This window comes from Collimonas sp. OK412 (genome assembly GCF_900112135.1).
GTDB classification, from domain to species: Bacteria; Pseudomonadota; Gammaproteobacteria; order Burkholderiales; family Burkholderiaceae_D; genus Collimonas; species Collimonas rhizosphaerae.
On the sequence record NZ_FOLC01000004.1, the window covers coordinates 188,628 to 209,775 of the forward strand.

General features: G+C 60.3%; 19 protein-coding genes and 1 tRNA gene. 5 read left to right on the forward strand and 15 right to left on the reverse strand.

The window, feature by feature from the left end; genetic code table 11:
• Positions 1–21: 21 nt before the first annotated feature.
• The gene (locus tag BM062_RS06430) at positions 22–942 is read right to left on the reverse strand and encodes an isoaspartyl peptidase/L-asparaginase family protein (protein ID WP_254784971.1); all 921 of its coding nucleotides are present in this window, start codon (positions 940–942) and stop codon (positions 22–24) included.
• 82 nt (positions 943–1,024) lie between these two features.
• Complete coding sequence (locus tag BM062_RS06435; protein ID WP_092394829.1) at positions 1,025–1,975, reverse strand: MurR/RpiR family transcriptional regulator; 951 nt, start codon at positions 1,973–1,975, stop codon at positions 1,025–1,027.
• 285 nt (positions 1,976–2,260) lie between these two features.
• Here BM062_RS06435 and BM062_RS06440 point away from each other — a divergent pair, with 285 nt between their 5' ends.
• On the forward strand, positions 2,261–2,764 hold the full coding sequence (locus tag BM062_RS06440; RefSeq protein ID WP_092394832.1) for a cupin domain-containing protein: 504 nt from the start codon (positions 2,261–2,263) through the stop codon (positions 2,762–2,764).
• Positions 2,765–2,809: 45 nt separating this feature from the next.
• Here BM062_RS06440 and BM062_RS06445 read toward each other — a convergent pair whose 3' ends face one another.
• The 3 genes from BM062_RS06445 to BM062_RS06455 form a co-directional block, all read right to left on the reverse strand.
• Positions 2,810–4,087, reverse strand: a complete 1,278-nt coding sequence (locus BM062_RS06445) for a dicarboxylate/amino acid:cation symporter (RefSeq protein ID WP_092394835.1) — start codon at positions 4,085–4,087, stop codon at positions 2,810–2,812.
• Positions 4,088–4,330: 243 nt separating this feature from the next.
• A complete protein-coding gene (locus BM062_RS06450; RefSeq protein ID WP_092394838.1) occupies positions 4,331–5,419 on the reverse strand; it encodes a WD40/YVTN/BNR-like repeat-containing protein in 1,089 nt (362 codons plus the stop codon).
• 2 nt (positions 5,420–5,421) lie between these two features.
• Positions 5,422–5,691 (reverse strand): MoaD/ThiS family protein, encoded by a 270-nt coding sequence (locus tag BM062_RS06455; protein ID WP_092394841.1) that lies wholly within the window; start codon positions 5,689–5,691, stop codon positions 5,422–5,424.
• 195 nt (positions 5,692–5,886) lie between these two features.
• Here BM062_RS06455 and BM062_RS06460 point away from each other — a divergent pair, with 195 nt between their 5' ends.
• Complete coding sequence (locus BM062_RS06460) at positions 5,887–7,380, forward strand: aminotransferase-like domain-containing protein (protein WP_092394844.1); 1,494 nt, start codon at positions 5,887–5,889, stop codon at positions 7,378–7,380.
• 1 nt (position 7,381) lies between these two features.
• Here the strand turns inward: BM062_RS06460 and BM062_RS06465 are convergent, their stop codons facing one another.
• Both BM062_RS06465 and BM062_RS06470 read right to left on the reverse strand, forming a co-directional pair.
• On the reverse strand, positions 7,382–7,681 hold the full coding sequence (locus BM062_RS06465) for a helix-turn-helix domain-containing protein (RefSeq protein WP_092394847.1): 300 nt from the start codon (positions 7,679–7,681) through the stop codon (positions 7,382–7,384).
• 4 nt (positions 7,682–7,685) lie between these two features.
• The gene (locus tag BM062_RS06470; protein ID WP_092394850.1) at positions 7,686–9,995 is read right to left on the reverse strand and encodes an FdhF/YdeP family oxidoreductase; all 2,310 of its coding nucleotides are present in this window, start codon (positions 9,993–9,995) and stop codon (positions 7,686–7,688) included.
• A gap of 334 nt (positions 9,996–10,329) precedes the next feature.
• On the opposite strand from BM062_RS06470, the gene BM062_RS06475 reads away from it, so the two are divergent.
• Genes BM062_RS06475 through BM062_RS06485 form a run of 3 tightly spaced genes read left to right on the forward strand, consistent with a single transcriptional unit; the run spans position 10,330 to position 13,568 of the window.
• On the forward strand, positions 10,330–10,794 hold the full coding sequence (locus BM062_RS06475; protein WP_092394853.1) for a (2Fe-2S)-binding protein: 465 nt from the start codon (positions 10,330–10,332) through the stop codon (positions 10,792–10,794).
• The gene (locus BM062_RS06480) at positions 10,791–12,980 is read left to right on the forward strand and encodes a xanthine dehydrogenase family protein molybdopterin-binding subunit (RefSeq protein ID WP_092394856.1); all 2,190 of its coding nucleotides are present in this window, start codon (positions 10,791–10,793) and stop codon (positions 12,978–12,980) included. Before BM062_RS06475 ends, BM062_RS06480 begins: the two co-directional genes overlap by 4 nt.
• Positions 12,981–12,989: 9 nt before the next feature.
• On the forward strand, positions 12,990–13,568 hold the full coding sequence (locus BM062_RS06485; RefSeq protein ID WP_254784960.1) for a hypothetical protein: 579 nt from the start codon (positions 12,990–12,992) through the stop codon (positions 13,566–13,568).
• 6 nt (positions 13,569–13,574) lie between these two features.
• On the opposite strand, the gene BM062_RS06490 is transcribed toward BM062_RS06485, so the two are convergent.
• From BM062_RS06490 to ispE, 8 genes are all read right to left on the reverse strand, one after another.
• Positions 13,575–14,471 (reverse strand): LysR family transcriptional regulator, encoded by an 897-nt coding sequence (locus tag BM062_RS06490; RefSeq protein WP_092394859.1) that lies wholly within the window; start codon positions 14,469–14,471, stop codon positions 13,575–13,577.
• A gap of 175 nt (positions 14,472–14,646) precedes the next feature.
• Positions 14,647–15,738, reverse strand: coding sequence for a redox-regulated ATPase YchF (gene ychF / locus BM062_RS06495; RefSeq protein WP_014004598.1), 1,092 nt, complete (start codon positions 15,736–15,738; stop codon positions 14,647–14,649).
• 279 nt (positions 15,739–16,017) lie between these two features.
• Positions 16,018–17,442 (reverse strand): DUF6056 family protein, encoded by a 1,425-nt coding sequence (locus tag BM062_RS06500; RefSeq protein WP_139220004.1) that lies wholly within the window; start codon positions 17,440–17,442, stop codon positions 16,018–16,020.
• A gap of 58 nt (positions 17,443–17,500) precedes the next feature.
• Entirely contained in the window at positions 17,501–18,085 is a 585-nt protein-coding gene (gene pth / locus BM062_RS06505) for an aminoacyl-tRNA hydrolase (protein ID WP_092394865.1), read from the reverse strand.
• 136 nt (positions 18,086–18,221) lie between these two features.
• Complete coding sequence (locus tag BM062_RS06510) at positions 18,222–18,845, reverse strand: 50S ribosomal protein L25/general stress protein Ctc (protein ID WP_092394868.1); 624 nt, start codon at positions 18,843–18,845, stop codon at positions 18,222–18,224.
• A gap of 131 nt (positions 18,846–18,976) precedes the next feature.
• A complete protein-coding gene (locus BM062_RS06515; protein ID WP_038485244.1) occupies positions 18,977–19,927 on the reverse strand; it encodes a ribose-phosphate pyrophosphokinase in 951 nt (316 codons plus the stop codon).
• A gap of 185 nt (positions 19,928–20,112) precedes the next feature.
• A tRNA-Gln gene (locus tag BM062_RS06520) sits at positions 20,113–20,189 on the reverse strand.
• A gap of 86 nt (positions 20,190–20,275) precedes the next feature.
• Positions 20,276–21,148: a 4-(cytidine 5'-diphospho)-2-C-methyl-D-erythritol kinase gene (ispE, locus tag BM062_RS06525; protein WP_092394871.1), complete on the reverse strand. Its 873-nt coding sequence runs from the start codon at positions 21,146–21,148 to the stop codon at positions 20,276–20,278.

Sequence of the window (21,148 nt, forward strand, 5' to 3'; positions counted from 1 at the left end):
CGCTTCCTGTGGTTGGCTGCGTCATTTGTAGATCGCCGTTACCGGCGCCGCGCCGACCTTGGCGTAACCGCGATACATGCCTTCGGTATTGAACGGCAATGCCAGGTTGCCTTGGGCGTCGATGGCGATCAGGCCGCCACGGCCTTTATACCGCGGCAGCAGGTCCATCACCACCTGCTCGGCGGCGTCCGCCAGGGATTGCCCGGCATATTCCATGCGCGCCGAAATATCGTAGGCCGCCACCGTGCGCATGAACGCTTCGCCGGTGCCGGTGGCGGAAACCGCCACGGTGCGGTTGTTGGCGTAGCAGCCGGCGCCGACCAGGGGCGAGTCGCCGACCCGGCCGACACGCTTGTTGGTGATGCCGCCGGTCGAAGTGGCCGCCGCCAGGTTGCCGTGCATGTCGACCGCGACGGCGCCCACCGTGCCGAACTTGTTGTCGGGATCGATGGGCGCGATGGGTGTTGTAAATTCGGCGGCCGCCTTGCTGGTGGCGTCGTGGTCGAGCAGCAGCATGCCTTCCTGGTCGCGCGCGCGCAGCCATTGGGCATGGCGGGCTTCGGTATGGAAGTAGTCCGGCTCCACCAGTTCTACGCCGTGCTGGGCGACGAAGGCTTCGGCGCCGGTTCCCACCAGCAGGATGTGTTCGCTATGTTCCATCACCGCACGCGCGCCCAGTATCGGATTGCGCACATGGCCGACGTTGGCGATGGCGCCTGCATCCAGCGTGGCGCCGTCCATGATCGCCGCATCCAGTTCATGGGTGCCGGCATGGGTGTAGACCGCGCCTTTGCCGGCGTTGAACAGCGGACAGTCTTCCAGCATGCTGACGGCGCAGGCGACGGCGTCCAGCGCGCTGCCGCCGGCAGCCAGGATTTTTTGTCCGGCGCTGAGGATTTCCGCCAGGGCGTCGTGATAAGCCTGTTCCTGCGCGGTGTTCATGGCGCTGCGCAAGATGGTGCCGGCGCCGCCGTGGATGGCGATGGTGGCGATGTCGCCGGGAATGGTCGTACTGTTGTTCACGTTATTTCGCTTTCGCTGCGGATTTTTTGGAAACGGGTTTGCCAGCCTTGTCGGGTGTGCGGCCATCCGGATGATGCAGCCAGGGCAGCACGGCTTCAGTCATCTTCGAGGCGGCATGCACCGAACGGTTGGCGCGGTGGGCGACGGCGTCGCATACCGCCTGGATCAGGGCCAGCGCGGCCGCATCCGAAGTCGGCGACAGCAGCCGCTCGGTCTGTGCGTACAGCGTGACGTCAGCCAGCGGCACCAGCGGCGAAGTCGGCGCATCGGTGAGCGCCAGCACCGGCGCCGCGCGCTCCTTGGCGCGGCCGGCCAGTGTCACGGTATCGGTGACGTAGCGCGGGAAGGCGAGGGCGATCACCAGGTCGCGCTGGTCCAGCTTGAAGAATTGGCGCGCAGCCTGCGAAGGGCCGCCAGGGCCCGCCACCGACAGCACCGTGCGGCAATACGGCTCCAGCGCATGCGCCATGATGCCGGCCAAAAAGGCGCTGGCGCCGAAGCCGAGGATGAAGATCCGGTCAGCGTTGATAATCATGCTAACGGCCCGGTCGCAATGCGCCGGCGACAAGGCGCGCTGGGTAGCTTCCAGGTTTTGCATGTCGGCCCTCAGTGCGGCAGCCATGATTTCGGCGCTGCTGGCGGGGCGCAGCACCTGGTCGCGCAGTTTTTCCACCGGCGCCAGCGACGAGGCGAAATCCAGGACCAGCGCCGCGCGGAATGCCGGGTAGCCGTCGAAGCCCAAGGCATGGGCGAAACGGTTGGCCGTCGCCAGCGAAACGCCGACTGCGTCCGCCAGTTCGTCGATGGTCATGGTGGCGGTATGGAACACGTTCGCCAGCACATAATCGGCGGCCTTGCGGTGTGCTTTCGACAGTTCTGGATAGGCTTTGCCTATGCGCGCTGCGACTGCGCTTTCGCGTTGCCATGCCGTGATTGCGGAATGTTGCACCATCTGCCCCTTGGATTGATTTTTATAATTTGTGTAAATATATTTTCATTTTCATCGCAAGTAAAGGAAATTTATTTTCTTTTTTGAGGTGTGTATTTTGTGCCATCGGATATGCGCGCAACTGGTGCGCGGATGGCTTGGAAATGCGGCTTTGCACCATTTTTGCCGGGTGATTGTCCGCAACGGTGCATGGAGAAACCGGGGAGGAATTACGGCGGAACGTAGTTGCGTGTATTCTGCTGGGCAGGCGCAAAGCGCAGTTCATGACGCCGCCATAACGGAGAAAAAATGAGTGAAAACGCAGAGAGTTTGAGCCGCCGGCTGATCCGCAACTTCAATGACGTGCCGCTGGAGCATCAGGTGCGCGAGCCTTTGTACGACACGCTGTGCGCGCGCCTGGCCACCGGCAGCGCGGCCCGCAAGCTGGGCGCCAGCGTGGATATCGTCGCCCCCGGCAAGATATCCTGCCCGTATCATTTTCATTACGCGCAGGAAGAGATGTTTATCATCCTGGAGGGCAGCGGCACGCTGCGGGTGGCGGGGGAAATGCTGCCGCTGCGCAGCGGCGATGTGATCTTCATTCCGCCCGGCCCGGAATATCCGCACCAGCTTGTGAATACTTCAGACCAGCCGCTGAAGTATCTTTCAATCAGCACCAAGGAGCAGCCCGAGGTCTGCGAATATCCCGATTCCGGCAAGTTCCTGGCGATGGCCGAGGCCGGAGGTGAAAGGGTTTTCGACGTGATCCAGCGCAAATCGAATGACCTGGATTACTGGGAAGGCGAGCCTTAAGGAAAACAGCCGGGAGGGCGCACAGCCTGCCCGCCCGGCGCAGGATCAGGCAGCCGCGTTGCTGTTCTGGTCGAGGCCGACATCGCTGTTGGCCGCATTGTAGATTTCCAGGTCCAGCAAGCCTTCTTCCTTCGCCACCAGCACCGGCACCAGCATCTGTCCGGTGACGTTGGTCATGGTGCGCATCATGTCGAGGATGCGGTCGATGGCGACCAGGTAGCCGATGCCTTCCAGCGGCAGGCCGGCCGAACTCAGCACCAGCGTCACCATCACGATTGCGGTGCCGGGTACGCCGGCGGTGCCGAACGAACCGAGCACCGAAGCCAGCATGATGATGAAATACTGCGACAGGTCCAGGTGCAGGCCGAAATACTGGGCCACGAAAATCGACGCGATCGCCGGGTAGATGGCGCCGCAGCCGTCCATCTTGATGCTGGCGCCGAGCGGCACTGCGAACGCGGCATATTCCTGTTTCACGCCGAGGTTATGCACCACGCTGCGCAGGGCGATAGGCATGGAAGCAAAACTCGATGAGCTGGTGAAGGCTACCTGCATGGCCGGGAAGGCGCCGCGGAAAAAGCGGATCGGGTTGAGGCGGTGCGTGAGCAGCAGGCCGCCGTACACCACCACGATGTGCAGCGCGCAGGCGATGTACAAGGTGAAGACGAAGTTCCCCAGCGGCAGCAGGCGTTCGAAACCGTAGGAGCCGACCAGCGCGGCGATCAGGCCGAAGGTGCCGAGCGGCGTCATTTCCAATACAAAACGGGTGATCTGGATCATGGCGCTGCTGGCTTCGCCCATCAATTCGCGCACTTGCTTGACCTTGTCGCCCAGCTTGACCAGCGCCATGCCGAGCAGCGCGGCGAAGAAAATCACTTGCAGGATCTTGCCTTCGGTCAGCGCCTTGAACGGGTTCGACGGCACCACGTCGAGCAGCACCTGGATCGGCGTCGGCACTTCACGCACGGTGTAGTCGGCGGCAATCGCGAGCTGGCCCAGGTTCTGGCCGGGATTGGTGAAATTGGCGACCAGCAGGCCGACGCCGACCGCCAGCACCGCGGTGATGGCGAACCAGAGGAAGGTCTTGCCGCCCAGTGCCGCGACGCTCTTCATGCCATGCAGGCTTGAAATGCTGTTGGTGACGGCAAAGAAAACCAGCGGCACGGCGATCATCTTGATCAGCGTGACATACAGCTTGCCGAGCGGGCCGAACCAGGTTTCGGCAGGGGCGCCAACCAGCCAGCCGGCCAGTGCGCCCAGCACGAAGCCGCCCAGTACACGTTGCCAAAAGGGGATGCGGAACCAGAAAGAAAAAATGTTCATAGAGTGATCAGGGAATAAGTATGTGTCTTGCCGTAAAGCGAGAGGCAAGAGCGTGGCAAGCCCGAGAAGGCGCGTAAACCGGATGACCCGAGAGTATCGGGGCTGGCCGCACGTGCGTCCAATATTTTTTTGCTCTATCGATATGTTTCGTTGTTATGTTGATATCGAAGCCGCATAAATAAGAAAGACGGTGAGTGGGCACATCTTGCCTACGCATTACGTCGAAAGAAATAGCAGACCTGATTAGCCGAAACACACCGAATAAACCGGCGGCATGGAGTTGGAAATGGTCTGCCAGCTGTCGCCGCTGTTTTCCGACAGCCAGACATTGCCGGTAGTCGAGGCCATCAGCAGGGTGCGTCCGTCATCCGCCACAGCCAGGCCATGGCGATAGATCAGGTCGTAGCAGTGCTGCTGCGGCAGGCCGTTGCGCAAGGCGGTGAAGGACTTGCCACCGTCGGTGGTGCGTGTGACCGCCAGGGCGGCATCCGAAGGGATGCGTGTCTGGTCAGCCTGCGCCGGGGCAAACCAGGCGGTATTGCCGTCGCCTGGATGCACGGCCACGGCGAAACCGAAATTCGACAAAGGCGCGGTGCTGACTTCCTGCCAGTCTGCGCCAAAGTTGCTGGAGCGCCAGATGCCATTGTGATGCTGGCACCAAAGCTGATCGGGGGTATCCCTGGCTCCTGCAATCCGATGCGGATCTTGAATATTCTGATCGTCGACGCGCTCCGGCGGCATGTAGCTGGCGCTCATGCCTTTTGCGCTCAAGCGCCAGTTGTCGCCGCCGTCATGTGTAACCCAGGAGCCGCCGCAGGAAATGCCGACCAGGACATGGCGGCTGTCGCGCGGGTCGACGCAAATGCTGTGAATTCCCGGAACGTCGTAGCCGCCGCCGAACCATTCCCTGCGCTCGGGCGCATCCCACAGGGAACTTACGAGTGCCCACGATTCGCCGCGGTCGCTGGAACGGAACAAGCCGCCCGGCAAGGTGCCGGCCCAGATGGCGCCGGGCTGGTCGGCGCCGCCGCAAGCGAGCGACCAGATGAATTTCACGCTCCAGTCGACCGGATCGCTTGCGTCTTCGGGCTTGAGGGGATAAGCCGGCGCGGCAATTTCAGTCCAGTGCTCCGCCCCGGCATCCTTGCGATGCAGCTTTACACCGAAATGGCCAAGGTTCAGCGCGGCGTAGAGTGCGCCGTCGCGCGGGTCCGCCAGCACCATGGAAACCGGTTCGCCGAGAAAGGCAATTGGGCCCAGGGCCCAGCGGCCATCTTGCTTTTGCAGTGAAAATAATCCTTTGCGGCTTGCGATCCAGGCGCGGTCATTCATGGTCAACCTCCGGAGAGAGCTTGCAGAACGTGCACCTTGCTGTGCGCCGCCAGCGGCGCGTTCAGATGCACATGGTCGCGTACGGTATGGCCGTCGATGAAAATCGCGACATTCGGCCGCAGGCTGCCTTGTTCATCGAGCAGATAAGAGCGCAAACGCGGGTTGGATGCGAATGCTGTTTCCAGCCCTGCGCGCAAGGTGAGGGCGTCGGTGTGGATTTCCGGCGCGGAAATGAAGCGGGCAAGTTGCGGTGTAAAAATGAGTGTCGCCATGGATAATCCCCATCGGTCACCAGAACTGTTGAATCGCAGCCACAGTCATATTGCACTTACTGTCGCTACTATAAATCGATACTGTATTTTTTTGCGATGCTTAGGTGATAACTGCCGCTGAGGAGCAAGGCAACGGTTTGATTTTTATTATTTTCACTATAATGAGCCCATCCTTGGCCTCTGTCACCGTCCGGTTTGAAAACAACGCGCCAACCCCTCTACCAACGTTTTGCCGAGCAGATCAGGGCTTCGCTGCAGAATGGCGTGCTGCGTCCCGGCGATCGCCTGAGTTCGGTGCGGCAGGCCAGCCAGCAACACGGCTTGAGCATCACGACCGTGGTGCGTGCCTACGAACTGCTGGAAAGCGGCGGCTTGATCGAAAGCCATCCGCAGTCGGGTTATTTTGTGCGCGCCCGGTTTGGCGCCGAATCGACGTCGACCTTGGCATCGGCCTTGGCGCATGATCCAGCGTTTCCTGTCGCCCATGTGTCACCGGCTGAACCTGACCGGTCGCAGCCGCTGCCGGTATCGGCCGAGGTAGATGTCAGCCGCCACGTATTGGCGACCCTCAAATCGATTCACCAGAATGATGCCGTCCCGCTCGGTTCGCCGTACCCCGATCCGACCTTGTTTCCGGCCCGCCGCATCAGCCAGTACAACGGCGCCATCTTGCGCAGCGGCGGCCCGCTGGGTGTGCTGGACGATTTGCCGCCCGGCCATCCGGACCTGATCCGGCAGATCGTCAGGCGTCACCTGGAAACCGGCCTTAGCGTCGATCCCGGCGATGTGGTGATCACGGTGGGCGCCACCGAAGCTATCAACCTGTGTTTGCAGGCGGTGGCGAAAGCGGGCGATACGATCGCGGTAGAGTCGCCGACCTTTTACGCGATGCTGCATGCGATCGAACGGCTTGGCATGCGCGCCATCGAAATCCCAACCGATCCGCGCTTGGGAATGGATATCGCGGCGCTGAAGAAAGTCATGCAGAGCCAGCCGGTTGCGGCTTGCATGGTGATGCCGAATTTCCAGAATCCGCTGGGTTTCGAAATGCCGGAAGAAAATAAACGGCAACTGGTTGAGCTGGGTTCACGCTACAACATGCCGATTATCGAAAATGGCGTCTGCAACGAGCTGTATTTCGGCACGGCGCATCCGAGCGTCCTGAAGGCTTACGACAAGCGCGGCATCGTGCTGTACTGCTCATCGTTTTCCAAGAGCCTGACTTCCGCTTACCGCATCGGCTGGACCTTGCCGGGACGTTATCGGGAGCAGGTGGAAAAGCTGAAATTCCTCAATACGCTCAGCACTTCGACTTTGCCGCAGCGGGCCATCGCTGCTTATCTGACGGCTGGCGGCTACGACCGTCATCTGCGCCGGGTGCGACGCACCTTGCAACAACGCTGCGACATCATGAGCGCTTTCGTCGGGCGCTTTTTTCCTGCGGGTACACGCATCACGCGGCCAACAGGGGGGTATGTGCTGTGGATAGAATTGCCGGCGGCGATCGACTCCATGATCTTGTATCGGCAAGCGCTGGCGGAAGGCATCACGATTGCGCCGGGCCGCTTGTTTTCCACTTCAGACGCCTACCGCAGCTTCATCCGCATGAACTACAGCTACAGCTGGACGCCGCAGATCGAACAGGCGATCCGGCGCCTGGGCGAGATGCTGGCCGCCATGCTGGAATGACTCAGGCGGTTGCCGCTTGGCTTTCATCCAGGGCGTCGAAAATCGCCATCCCGAACGGCGTCAGGGCAGCGCGGCCGGTGCCGTCTTCGTTGAGCGCGACGCTGACGATTTCCGCGTTTTCCAGCGCGCTGAGATGACGCCGCAAGGTGCTCATCCTTTGCGCCACCCGCTTGCTGAGTTTTGCCAGCGACATGCCGGGGCCGGCGCCGATACCGTGGGCGCGTTCATCGCCGGCCTCGGCATGCAGCGCGGACAAGATCGCCAGCACCGCATCGTCAATCTGATCGTCCCGATTCATCATTGCATCACGCTGCCATCTGCATGGAGCGGCGCATCAGCACCGGGATCGACTTCGAGGTCGGCGTCCGCGCTTTATCCGCAAAGCTGTTGAGCGGCACCAGCGGATTGGTTTCCGGATAGTAGCTGCTGATGCAGCCGCGCGGGATATCGTATTCCACCAGCAGGAAACGGTCGGCGCGGCGTTCGATGCCGTCGTCCCAGACGCCGACCAGGTCGACCCAGTCGCCCGGCGCGAAACCCAGCATCTGGATGTCGAGCAGGTTGGCGAACACTACGCGCCGCTGCCCGAACACGCCGCGGTAGCGGTCGTCGAGCCCGTAGATGGTGGTGTTGTACTGGTCGTGCGAGCGGGTCGTCATCAGGGTCATCAGCTCGGGCCCGTATTTGCGGCGCGCCTGGTGGATCGGCGTGTCCTTGGGAATCGCATGGACGATGAACTGGGCGCGGCCGCTGGCGGTTTTCCAGACCCGTTCGCGCGAAGCGACGCCCAGGTGGAAACCGCCTGGCTGCTTGATGCGCGCGTTGTAATCCTTGAAGGCGTCGTACACTTTTTCGATGTCGTCGCGGATCAGGGAATAATCCTTGACGTAGTCCAGCCACTGTATGCGGCTGCTTTTGAGCGTGGCGTGCGCCAGGCGCGCCACGATGTCGATTTCGGACAGGCAGGTCTTGGCCACCGGCTGGTTGATGCCGTAGGAAATGTGCACCATGCTCATCGAATCTTCCACCGTCACGCCTTGTGCGCCGCTTGCCTGCATGTCGATTTCGGTACGGCCCATGGTCGGCAGGATCAAGGCTTCCTTGCCGTGGATCAGGTGGCTGCGGTTCAGCTTGGTGGTGATGTGCACGGTCAGCGCGCAAGACTGCAGCGCTTCCCAGGTGCGCGGGGTGTCGGGTGTCGCCATGGCGAAATTGCCGCCGAGGCCGATGAAGACCTTGACCTGGCCTTGCAGCATGGCTTCGATGGTGCCGACCACGTCGAGCCCGTGTTCGCGCGGCGGCTTGAAGCCGTACACTTTTTCGATGCGGTCGAGGAAAGCGGCGGTCGGCTTTTCGTCGATGCCGACGGTGCGGTCGCCCTGCACGTTGGAATGGCCGCGCACCGGGCACAGGCCGGCGCCGGGACGGCCGATATTGCCGCGCAACAGCATCAGGTTGGACACCATCTGGATCGTCGCCACGCCATGCTTGTGCTGGGTCAGGCCCATGCCCCAGGTGGCGATCACGTTCTTGCCGCGCACGTACACCTGGGTCAGGCGTTCGATGTCATCCCTGCCGACGCCGGATTCGGTGACGATGTCGTCCCAGCTTTCGGCGCGGATGTCGGCTGCGAATTCTTCAAAGTAAGCGGTGTGCTCGGCGATGAACTGGACGTCGATGATACGTTCGCCATTGTCTTGCTGGGCTTGGTCGTCGAGTTCCAGCACGCGCTTGATCACGCCCTTGACCAGCGCCAGATCGCCGCACAGGGTAGGACGGATGAACATGTTGCTGATCGCGGTGCCGGCGCGCGACAGCATGTCGGACGGGTGTTGCGGGCTGGAGAAACGTTCCAGCCCGCGCTCGCGCAAGGGATTGATGGAGACGATGGTGGCGCCGCGCTTGGCGCATTCGCGCAGTTCGCCCATCATGCGCGGGTGGTTGGTGGCCGGATTCTGGCCGAAGATCAGGAAGGTGTCGGCCAGGTCGAAATCGTCCAGCGTCACCGTGCCCTTGCCGACGCCTACGGTTTCGGGCAAGCCGACGCTGGTCGGCTCGTGGCACATGTTGGAGCAGTCGGGAAAATTGTTGGTGCCGTATTCGCGCACGAACAGCTGGTACAGGAACGCCGCTTCATTGCTGGTGCGGCCGGAGGTGTAGAACGACGCCTGGTTCGGATCGTCCAGCGCGTTCAGGTGATCGCTCATCAGGGTGAACGCGTCTTGCCAGGTGACAGGCCGGTATTTGTCGCTGGCGGCGTCATACGCCATCGGTTCGGTCAGGCGGCCGTGTTCTTCCAGTTCATAGTCCGATTGCTGCAGCAGGGCGCTGACGCTGTTCTGCGCAAAAAAATCCGCGGTAACCCGTTTGGAGGTGGCTTCCGCCGCCACCGCCTTGACGCCGTTTTCGCAAAACTCGAAGGTCGATGCGTGATCGCGGTCCGGCCAGGCGCAGCCGGGGCAATCGAAGCCGTCCGGCTGGTTTTGTTTCAGCAGGGTGCGTATCCCGCCGCCCGGCACTTTTTCCTTCAGCAAATGCAGGGCCACATATTTGAGGGCGCCCCAGCCGCCGGCGGGGTGGTTGTACTGCTCGATTTTCTGGTCGCTCAATTTCATTCCTTGTGGCGCTGCCGGCCTGTAACGCGGGTCCGGTGCTTGCGCAAAACGCGCAGGGTCAGGTGGAGTGTAGCCAGGGCTTTGCTGCGGTAGCACATACAGTGGACGCGGTAGATTTAGAGCACAGTTACATATTTCTGAATTACTGTGCTTTTATTGTCAAAAAAGAAATTAATACCGAGTGTTGGGTAGGGATATTGGTCGGCATTTGTGAACACTGCATACAGGAAATGTGTCTATTTCCAGCTTTTAATTAACTTAAAATTAATCGCGCTGCATGTCTGGCCTGCAAAAATAACGATCTGATGCGTGTGCGATAAACAAGGGAAGCGTGATGACTACACTCAATATCAATGGGACTGCGCATCAGGTCGATGCGTCCAATCAGAAACCGCTGTTATGGGTCTTGCGCGACGAACTTGCCATGACGGGCACCAAGTTCGGCTGCGGCGCTGCCTTGTGTGGCGCCTGCACCGTGCATGTGGACGGCTTGCCGGTGCGTTCTTGCGTGACGCCGGCGGCGGCTTTGGAAGGCAGGAAAATCACCACGATCGAGGCTATCGGCGACCACCCGCTCGGCAAGAAGGTACAGCAAGCCTGGGAAGAGCTGAATGTGCCGCAATGCGGTTACTGCCAGTCCGGACAGGTGATGGCAGCGGTTGCCTTGCTGACCAGCACGCCGAAGCCAAGCGATACGGATATCGACCAGGCCATGTCGGGCAACATCTGCCGCTGCGGCATGTACCCGCGCATCCGCGCCGCCATACATAGCGTTGCACAGGGCGGAGCGAAAAAATGAGCATAGCCAATCCTCCCCAAATTTCGCGCCGCGGGTTTCTGCAGGTGAGCGCCCTGGTCGGCGGCGGCATGCTGGTCGGCTGGCACATGAGCAGCACCATGCGCGGCGCCATCGCCGCCACGCCGCAAGCCGGGGCAGTGCTGCAGCCTAACGCCTTTGTCCGCATCACGCCGGATAACTGGATCACCGTAATCGTCGGCCACACCGAAATGGGGCAGGGTGTTTCTACCGCCTTGCCGATGCTGGTGGCGGAAGAGCTGGATGCCGACTGGGACAAGGTGCGCTGGGAACAATCGCCGACGGCGCCTGCGTATGCCCATCCCCTCATGCATACGCAACTTACGGGCGGCAGCATCACCACCATGGCGCAATACGAGCCGCAGCGCAAGGCGGGAGCGGCGGTGCGGGCGATATTGCTGGCGGCCGCAGCCAGGCGCTGGAATGTCGACAGCGCCAGCCTGCATGCGGAAAAGAGCCGGGTGATTCACGCCGCCAGCGGCCGCAGCGCCAGCTACGGCGAGCTGGCCTCGGAAGCGGCCGGGCTGGCGGCGCCCGACAAGGTGGTGCTGAAAGACCCCCGGGATTTCAAGATTATCGGCCGTCCCGTCAAGCGCCTGGACGGCAGGACCAAGTCGGACGGCAGCGCGAAATTCGGCATGGACGTGATGGTGCCCGGCATGCTGACCGCCTTGATTGCGCGCCCGCCGATTTTCAAGGGCAAGGTGCGCAGCTTTGACGATAGCAAGGCGCGCCAGGTTGCCGGCGTGCTTGGCGTGTACCAGGTGCCGGCGGGCATAGCGGTAGTCGCCAAGGATTTCTGGACGGCCAAGCTGGGGCGCGATGCGCTGGCGATCGAGTGGGATGCCGTGGTGGGCGAGCGGGTGTCGTCGGACATGCAAAGCATCGTCTACCGGCAGCTGATGGATGTGGCCGGCACGGTGGCGCGCAACGACGGCAATGTGACCGCGGCCCGAAAGAATGCAAAACAGAGCTTCACGGCGGACTACCAGTTCCCCTACCTGACCCACGCCACCATGGAGCCGCTGCACGCCGTGTTCGATGTGCGCGCCGACGGCTGCGAAGTATGGCTGGGCACGCAATGGCCGGGCGGCGACCAGCAGGCGATTGCGGCGGTGCTCGGGATGAAGCCGGAGCAGGTCAAGCTGAACACCATGTTCACCGGCGGCGGGTTCGGCCGCCGCTCCAGCCTGGGATTTGACGTAGTGGTCGATGCCGCGCACGTCGCCAAGGCGGTGGCGCAGGACCTGAAGAAGCCGGTGAAAGTGGTCTGGACCCGCGACCAGGACATCAAGGGCGGCTACTACCGTCCCGCGTCGTATTGCCGCCTGAGCGCAACCCTGGACGAACAGGGACAGGTCACTTCATGGACCGACAGGATCGCGGTGCAGTCGATCGGCGGCGGCAGCATCATGGAGCCGTTTATCGTCAAGGACGGCATCGATTCCCTATCGACCGAGGGCGCGCAGGATATTCCCTATGCCATCCCGAATGTCATGGTCGACCTGCATACCACGCACTACCAGGTTCCGGTGCTGTGGATGCGTTCGGTGGGGCATTCGTTCAATGCCTATGCGGTGGAAACCTTCATCGACGAGCTGGCGCATGCGGCGGGCAAGGATGTTTACCAGTTCCGGCGCGCGCTGCTGAAAGACAAGCCGCGCCACCTGGGCGTGCTGGATGCCGTGGCAAAAGCTTGTTCCTGGCCGCAGCCGGCGGCAAACGGCGTGCACCGAGGCATCGTGGTGCACGATTCCTATGGCAGCTTTGTCGCCATGGCGGTCGAAGCCAGCGTCGACAAGAGTCGCAAGCTCACCGTGCACAAGGTGTTCTGCGCCATCGATTGCGGCGTGGTGGTGAACGCCGACCTGGTGCGGGCGCAGATGGAGTCGAGCGTGGTGTTCGGCTTGTCGTCGGCACTGTTCGGCGAGATCACTTTGAAGAACGGCGTGGTCGAACAAAGCAATTTCGACGACTATCCGGTGCTGCGCATGTACCAGACGCCAAGGATCGAAGTGATCCTGGTGCCGAGCAGCGCGCATCCCGGCGGAGTGGGCGAGCCGGCGGTCGCTTGCGTCGCTCCGGCACTGGCGAACGCTATATTTTTTGCGACAGGCGAGCGTATACGTTCGCTGCCGCTGAAAAACCATCAGTTCCAGATTGCATAGGGTGACGCGATGAAATATCTCAATTTGCTTGGCGCACTGCCTGCCTTGCTGCTGAGCTGCGCCGCGGCGCTGGCCCAGCAAAGTCCTGCGCCGACCGGGCAGCAATTGTTCGAGCCGATCGCCAGCGTGGTGATGGGGCCGCGCTGCCTGAACTGCCACCAGGTGCAGGCGCCGCACCAGAAAGACATCGGCATCGAGCACGCGCAGATGGTGATGCGCGGCCCGCACGATAGCGGCGTCGCGACCCTGCAATGCGCTGCCTGCCACCAGGCCGGCAACAGCGCCGACGGCAAGGTGCCCGGCGCGCCGCACTGGAAGATGGCGCCGGTCAGCATGGCCTGGCAGTCGCTGAGCAAGGTGCTGATTTGCCAGTCGATGAAAGATCCGAGCAAGAACGGCAACCGCAAAACCATGGATGAAGTGATCGAGCACATGAAGACCGATCCTCTGGTCTTGTGGGCATGGAATCCCGGAGCAGGCCGTACCACGCCGGTGATGTCGCACGAAGAATTCGTGCAGAAACTGCAGGCCTGGGCGGCAGCCGGCGGACCTTGTCCCGGCGACCCGGTCAAACCGGCCGCTAAATAAGTGCTGTTATCGGTGCTGCAGCAGCAGGTTTTCTATCCAGTCTATGAATACCTGCACCCGGCGCGACAAATGGCGCCGGTGCGGGTATAGCGCATAGACCGGCATGGCGCCGGCGCGCGCTTGCGGCATGACTTCCTGCAGTTCGCCTGCGCGAATATGGCCGCGCACGTCGTAGGCCGGTATCTGGATCAGGCCCAGGCCGGCGAGGCAGCAGGCGATATAGGTTTCGGCGTTGTTGACCGCCACGCGGCTGCGCATTTCCACGGTGTTGAGCACGCCGTCCTCGATATATTCCCAAGGCGCGTTGCGGCCGCTGGTGGGCGACAGGTAGCTGATCGCCCAGTGCCGCGCCAGTTCCGATGGCGTCGCCGGCATGCCATGCTGCCGCAGGTAGGCCGGGCTGGCGCAGTTCACCAGTTCAAACTGGCCCAGCGGACGCGCAACCAGGCTGCTGTCTTCCAGCTGGCCGACACGCACCACGCAATCGACGCCTTCCTGGATCAGGTTGATGGAGCGGTCGGTGCAGCGCAGTTCCAGCTCGATGTCGGGATACAGCTTGAAGAATTCCGGCAAGGCGGGAGCCACCACCAGCCTGGCGAGGCGGCTGGGGACATCCACCTTGAGCTTGCCGCTGGCTTGCGCCGGGGTTTGTTTGAACAGTCCCGATATCTCTTCAAAATCGGACAGCAGCTGGTGGCAGCGTTCAAGCAGGGCGCTGCCGTCCTGCGTCAGGTGAACCCGGCGCGTGGTGCGCTGTAGCAGGCGCGCGCCCAGGCTGGCCTCCAGCTGCTGGATCGCGGCGGAGACGGTGGCGCGCGGCAGTCCCAGGCCGTCGGCGGCCTTGGTGAAGCTGCCGGTTTCGGCCACCCGCACGAACACTTGCATGGTTTCTACTCTGTCCATCGTCGCTCTTTGGTTTGCGGGTTCTGGATAGTCTAGTAAATTTGCAGCGGTTTGTATCGGATTTATTGAGCAATGGCCGCGGTTGTGACGTTTGTTAACAAAATGCCGCCGCTAAAAAGAAAAAGCCCGGCGCCGTCTTGCGAGACGGACCGGGCTTGTTTCTTGCGACGGAGACTTAGACGTTAAACAGGAAATTCAAGACATCGCCATCCTTGACCACGTATTCCTTGCCTTCAGCACGCATCTTGCCGGCTTCCTTGGCGCCTTGTTCACCCTTGTGGCTGATGAAGTCATCGTAGGCGATGGTCTGGGCGCGGATGAAGCCGCGTTCGAAGTCGGTGTGGATCACGCCTGCCGCTTGCGGGCCGGTGTCGCCGACATGGATGGTCCATGCGCGCACTTCCTTGACGCCGGCGGTGAAGTAGGTCTGCAGGCCGAGCAGCTTGAAGGCGGCGCGGATCAGGCGGTCCAGCCCTGGTTCTTCCATGCCCATGTCGGCCAGGAATTCGTGCTTGTCGGCTTCGTCGAGGTCGGCGATTTCCGATTCGATGGCGGCGCAGATGGCGACGATAGGGGCGTTCTGCGAAGCAGCGTAAGCAGTCAGCTGGTCCAGCAGGGGATTGTTGGTGAAGCCGTGGTCGGAAACGTTGGCGACATACATGGCCGGCTTGGCGGTGATCAGGCACAGCGGCTTGATCAGGGCCATTTCTTCAGCGTCGAGGCCGCAGGCGCGCACCGGCTTGGCCTGGTCCAGTTCCGGCATCAGGCGTTCCAGCAGGGCCACCAGCTTGGCGGCATCCTTGTCGCCTGAACGGGCTTTCTTGTTTTCGCGATGGATGGCTTTTTCCACCGTGCCCATGTCGGCCAGCGCCAGCTCGGTCTGGATCACGTCGATGTCGTCCAGCGGGTTGATCTTGCCGGCGACGTGGATCACGTTGTCGTCTTCAAAGCAGCGCACCACGTTGACGATAGCGTCGGTTTCGCGGATATGGGCGAGGAACTGGTTGCCCAGGCCTTCACCCTTGGAAGCGCCAGCCACCAGGCCGGCGATATCGACGAATTCCACGGTGGCAGGCAAGATGCGCTCCGGCTTGACGATCTCGGCCAGCGCCTTGAGGCGAGGATCAGGCACTTCAACCATGCCGACGTTCGGCTCGATGGTGCAGAACGGGTAGTTTTCGGCAGGAATGCCTGCCTTGGTCAGGGCATTGAAGAGGGTAGATTTGCCGACGTTAGGGAGGCCGACGATGCCGCATTTGAGACTCATGGAAAAACTTTCTAAATCAATAATAGGTTAGCTGTGTTTTATATTCGTTTTACAAGCCAACTACGATCGAGTTAGGCTGAATTGAAGTTGCACAGTGAAAATTAAAACCGGGACAGGCCGAGCACGTTTTGCCGTTTTTTCCGTGCACTAATCCCAAATATGCCAATTGTAACTCTGTCGGGGGCGCTTATCCAAAGGCAGACGGTAAAAGGCCGCCGGACATTTGGGGGACATCGCTGGCCCGGAATCTCCCTTACGGCCTCGCTTGCGGTCCCGCCTTCATTCGGATTTTGTCCGTAAGCGCACCTCGGTCAGTCCGAAATAACGGGCAAAACAAACATTTTCCCATTCCGCGGGGCTGGCTTTGATTTCATTGAAGAAGGTGATCGGTTTCGGTTCGTGCGTATATCCGGCGACTTCCAGCGACTTTCCTCTTGCCTGTCCAGCTGCGGCAAAACGGGCCGAGAGGAGGGATTTCAAATCGGCGGATGCAGTCATGCCTTCGACAACAGGTCGCCATGTGTGGTTTGGATAGAAGATGAAACCCGCCACCACCAGCACAGTCACGCCGGCAAAGAGGGCGCCGGCCAGCGCGGATTTACGTTTCTGCTGATCGGCAGGGCGGCGCCGCGCATGAAGATGGGCGGCAATCAGGAACGCCATGGCGTTTACCAGCATGAAGTCGATCGTTCTCGCGCGCTCTGGCCCGAGGTCGTTGAGGACAAATGTCCTGGCAAAGATGCTTGCCCACAGGGCCAGCACCAGGAACACCGAGAATCCGAATACCACGCGAGCCGGGAATGCAATTTCCCTGCGTGGCTTGACCAGCGCGAAGAAACAATAAACGAGCAGCAGGCTTACCAGAAACGAAGCCACATACTTAGCCAGAATGAGCTTGAGGGAACTCCAGACAGCCAGCACCACATTGATGTGTTGCGGCATCGTTGCGGCCCGCAAGAAATTACCTGGAGCAGCTCCCGAAATAACGGCGCCGATGATCGCCGCTGCCAATATGCAGGCGACAGCCCTGTCCGTTTTGCGGACGAAGCAGCAAATCACGAGGGGAAACAGCAGCGCGATGTGGGCCAGCATGACCGTTTCGTTAAAACTGGCCAGCAGCACGCTCGCCAGCGACAATACGGCAATGCGTTTCCTTGAAAGAGCGGCATTTCCGCGGAATATGCGCAACTCTTCGGCGATCAGGGCCAGGAAAAGTGCGCAAGAGACGCCATAGGTTGCGCCGCCGGCCAGCCAGAACAACGATTCCCGCACGCGGAATGTCGCCATCAGCATGACAAAGAAAAGCAGAAGGAAAGCGGCGTTCTTGATACCCGCGGCTGACAAGAAATGGCGCGCAGCCAGGAAGTTCAGCGCCAGGATAAGTAATGGCACGATGTAGTAATGGTGCAGCAACACCTCATCGGAGACTGCAAATGCGCTAATCAGCAATGCCGGCGTATAACGGCCACCCCAGGTCAGATATTCTGTCACTACATTTTGAAAAACGCCGCGGCTTTGCGCTCCAAAGCCATAGCAGAAGTCGTCCGCCGAGGGAACCGCGTGGAATGCGTTCCAGAAAATCCATAGTAAAAATAGTACTGCTATCGCCAGCAAGCCGTTGCGGGCAAGAGCGGTCGACCCCTGGGAAATATTGAGAATGCCGTTTGGCAGAGCGCGGACAGTTTGCACTTCTTCAATCTTCAATTTGATCTCTTTTCTCGGTCGTTTGACATCGGGTCGCGGAATTGCCGGCAGCGCGCAGTTATTTGGCGGTATGCAATTGCATGGTCGCCGCTTCGAATTTGCCTTCGCATAGCAGCGGGATGATCTTCAGGCTGTCGGCAATCGCTTCTTCGATGGGAACCTGCTCGTCCTTGCGCGGCCGGTGCAGCACGAAATCGGCCACCACCTGCTGCAGGTTCAGCGTGCGCGGATGGCCGATGCCCAGCCGCAGGCGCCAGTAATCCTGGGTGCCGAGCGCGGCCGTGATGTCTTTCAAGCCATTGTGCCCGCCGGACGAACCACCTTTTTTCAGCTTGGCGCTGCCGGGCGGCAGGTCCAGTTCATCGTGCACCACCAGGATCTCGTCCGCTGTGATCTTGTAGAAACGCGCCAGCGCGCCGACCGACTGGCCGGAGCGGTTCATGAACGTCTGCGGCTCCAGCAGCCAGACTTCCTGGCCGGCGATGCTGGTCTTGGCGACCAGGGCGTTGAAGCGCGCTTCCCGGGCCAGCTTGCGGCCGAGGTCGTTGGCGAGATTGTCGACCAGCCAGAAACCGGCGTTGTGGCGCGTTTGCTCGTATTCCGGTCCGGGATTGCCGAGGCCGGCGATGAGGCGGATAGACATGGGCTATTGATTTTCGTATGGATGGCTTGCGCAAATTATAGAAGAAGACAGCGGCCAACAATAAAAAACCCGCCATGAAGGCGGGTCTCAGCTTGCTGATTACTGCCAGAAAGCTGCTCTGGCAAATAGCTTGCTATTACTTCTTGTCGGCAGCAGGAGCATCAGCAGCTGGTGCTTCGGCAGCAGGAGCGTCAGCTTCGACCTTGCCTGCAGGGATCGATGCAGTAGCGATAGTCAGGTTCTCTTGCGACACTGCAGCAACGCCCTTAGGCAGCTTCAGGTCAGCCAGGTGGATCGAGTGGCCGACTTCGATGTTGGTCAGGTCGACTTCGATGAACTCTGGCAGGTCGGCTGGCAGGCAGGTTACTTCCAGTTCAGCAAAAACGTGGCTGATGATGGCGCCGGACAGTTTCACTGCAGGAGCTACGTCTGCATTGATGAAGTGCAGCGGCACTTTCACGTGGATTGCCTGTTTTGCATCAACGCGCTGGAAATCAGCGTGCAGGACCAGTTGCTTGTATGCGTGGACCTGGAAGTCGCGCAGCAGGACTTTCTGTACCTTGCCGTCGATTTCGAGATCGAGGATCGAAGAGTGGAAAGTTTCTTTTTTCAGCGCGTGGTACAGCGCGTTGTGGTCCAGCGAGATATTGACCGGCGCGTCGGAACCACCATAAACGATACCTGGTGTCTGGCCAGCATTGCGCAGGCGGCGGCTCGCTCCGGTCCCCTGCTCTTTGCGTACAAATGCGATTACTTTCATTTTGAAGCTCCATTGTGTGCCGGATTGAAGTCCGGCGGTAAAAACCCTCCGCGACCAGAGGGTTTTGTTAGCCTGCCATGCCTGCCTTTCGGCCGGCGCAACAGGGAATACGAATTCAGCAGACTGAATATTTATTCGGCAAACAGCGACATGACCGAGTCGCCCTTGGTAATACGCTTGAACGTCTCGGCCAGCAGCTCCGCACACGACAACTGGCGGATCTTGCCGCAAGCCTTGGCTTCCGCCGACAGCGGGATGGTGTCGACCACCACCAGCTCGTCCAGCGGCGAATTGACGATGCGCTCGAGGGCAGGGCCGGACAGCACAGGGTGCGTACAGTAAGCCACCACTTTCTTGGCGCCGCGCTCTTTCAATACTTCGGCTGCCTTGGTCAGGGTGCCGGCGGTATCGACCATGTCATCCATGATCACGCAGTTGCGGCCTTCGACTTCACCGATGATGTTCATGACTTCCGACACGTTCGCCTTCGGCCGGCGCTTGTCGATGATCGCCAGGTCGCAGTTCAGGCGTTTTGCCAGCGCCCGGGCGCGCACCACGCCGCCGACGTCCGGCGATACGACCAGCAGGTCGTCGTAGTTCTTGCTTACCAGGTCGCCCAGCAGAATCGGCGATGCGTAAATATTGTCGACCGGGATGTCGAAGAAACCCTGGATCTGGTCAGCATGCAGATCCATGATCAGGACGCGTTCGACACCGGCTTCCTGCAACATGTTGGCGACCACCTTGGCTGAAATCGCAACCCGCGCCGAACGCGGGCGGCGGTCCTGGCGTGCATAGCCGTAATAAGGAATCGCGGCAGTGATGCGGCCAGCCGAAGCGCGCTTCAGCGCATCGACCATCAGCATGATTTCCATCAGGTTGTCATTGGTCGGCGCGCACGTCGATTGCAGCACAAAGACATCCTTGCCACGTACATTCTCGTTGATCTCGACCATTACTTCGCCGTCGGAGAATTTGGTGACGTTGGCTTTGCCTAGCGGGATACCGAGTTGCTTGGCAACTCCAATAGCTAGTTCCGGGTTTGCGTTGCCGGTAAAAACCATCAGGTTTTCGTTTGCCATGGAGATCCCTGGATACAGTCGTTAAAAAGTTGAAAAGCCGACAATGCCCGACTATTCTAGTCTTGCGTTGGCGGCTTAGGTATTCGCTGTGTGCTGTTGTTGTATTTCTGAAGCGGCTAAATCGGCTGCCGCTGTAAGACCCGCAATGACACTATTTCTTGCTGGACAATATTGTCCGTATTTAATGGCAGGGGAAGAAGGATTCGAACCTTCGAATGCTGGAATCAAAATCCAGTGCCTTAACCAGCTTGGCGATTCCCCTACGCAACTTGTTGTCTACCATAAATCCGCGCCGCATATCAAAACAGCGCTTGAATCTGATGCTAAACCGAATTCTGTATTACCTTTTCAACGATCTGCCAGTCCTGCGAGCGGATGTTCCTGCATCGCCTTGGCCTTCCATGCTTTCCAGTGGCCCGGCACCAATTTCAGTACCTCATCTGCCTGTTTTTCTTGCGTAAAACTACAAAAAACACAGGCGCCGGATCCGGTCATTCTGGCATCTCCATGATTGCCTAGCCATTTTATGGCGTCCGCAACTTCCGGGAACTGCCTGGCGGCCACGGATTCCAGATCGTTTTTTCCGAAGAGCTTTTTGCTAGCTATCGAAAAGTCCGTCATTTTGACGGGTTTCGTACTCCTTGTCAATTCCGATGATGAAAAAATTAATGCGGTCGGAATTGTTACGCCGGGCTGAATTATAACGAACCATAGGTCGGGCGTGTCAAGCTTTTGCAGGCTTTCTCCGATTCCTTCTGCAAACGCATTTTGCCCGAACAGGAAAAACGGCACATCGGCGCCCAGCTGCAGGCCCAAAACCATCAATTCCTCGCGCGACAGGCCGCCTTGCCACAGGTGGTTGAGCGCCATCAGCGTGGTGGCGGCGTCGGAGGAGCCGCCGCCCAGCCCGCCGCCCATGGGCAGTTTTTTTTCAATGGCGATGTCGGCGCCGAATCCGCCGGCGCCGGTGCGTTCCCGGATCGCGTTTTGCAGCAGCCTGGCGGCGCGTACGATCAGGTCGCTCTCTTGCGGCACGCCCGGAATCTCGGTAGTGCGCCGGATCTGGTCGTCGGCGCGCGTCTGGAAATGCAGCAGATCGCTGAAATCGACCAGCTGGAACACGGTTTGCAGCAGGTGATAGCCATCCGGGCGGCGTCCGGTAACGTGTAAAAACAGGTTCAGCTTGGCTGGCGCCGGGCAGTTGTTCAGCGTGCGGGTCAT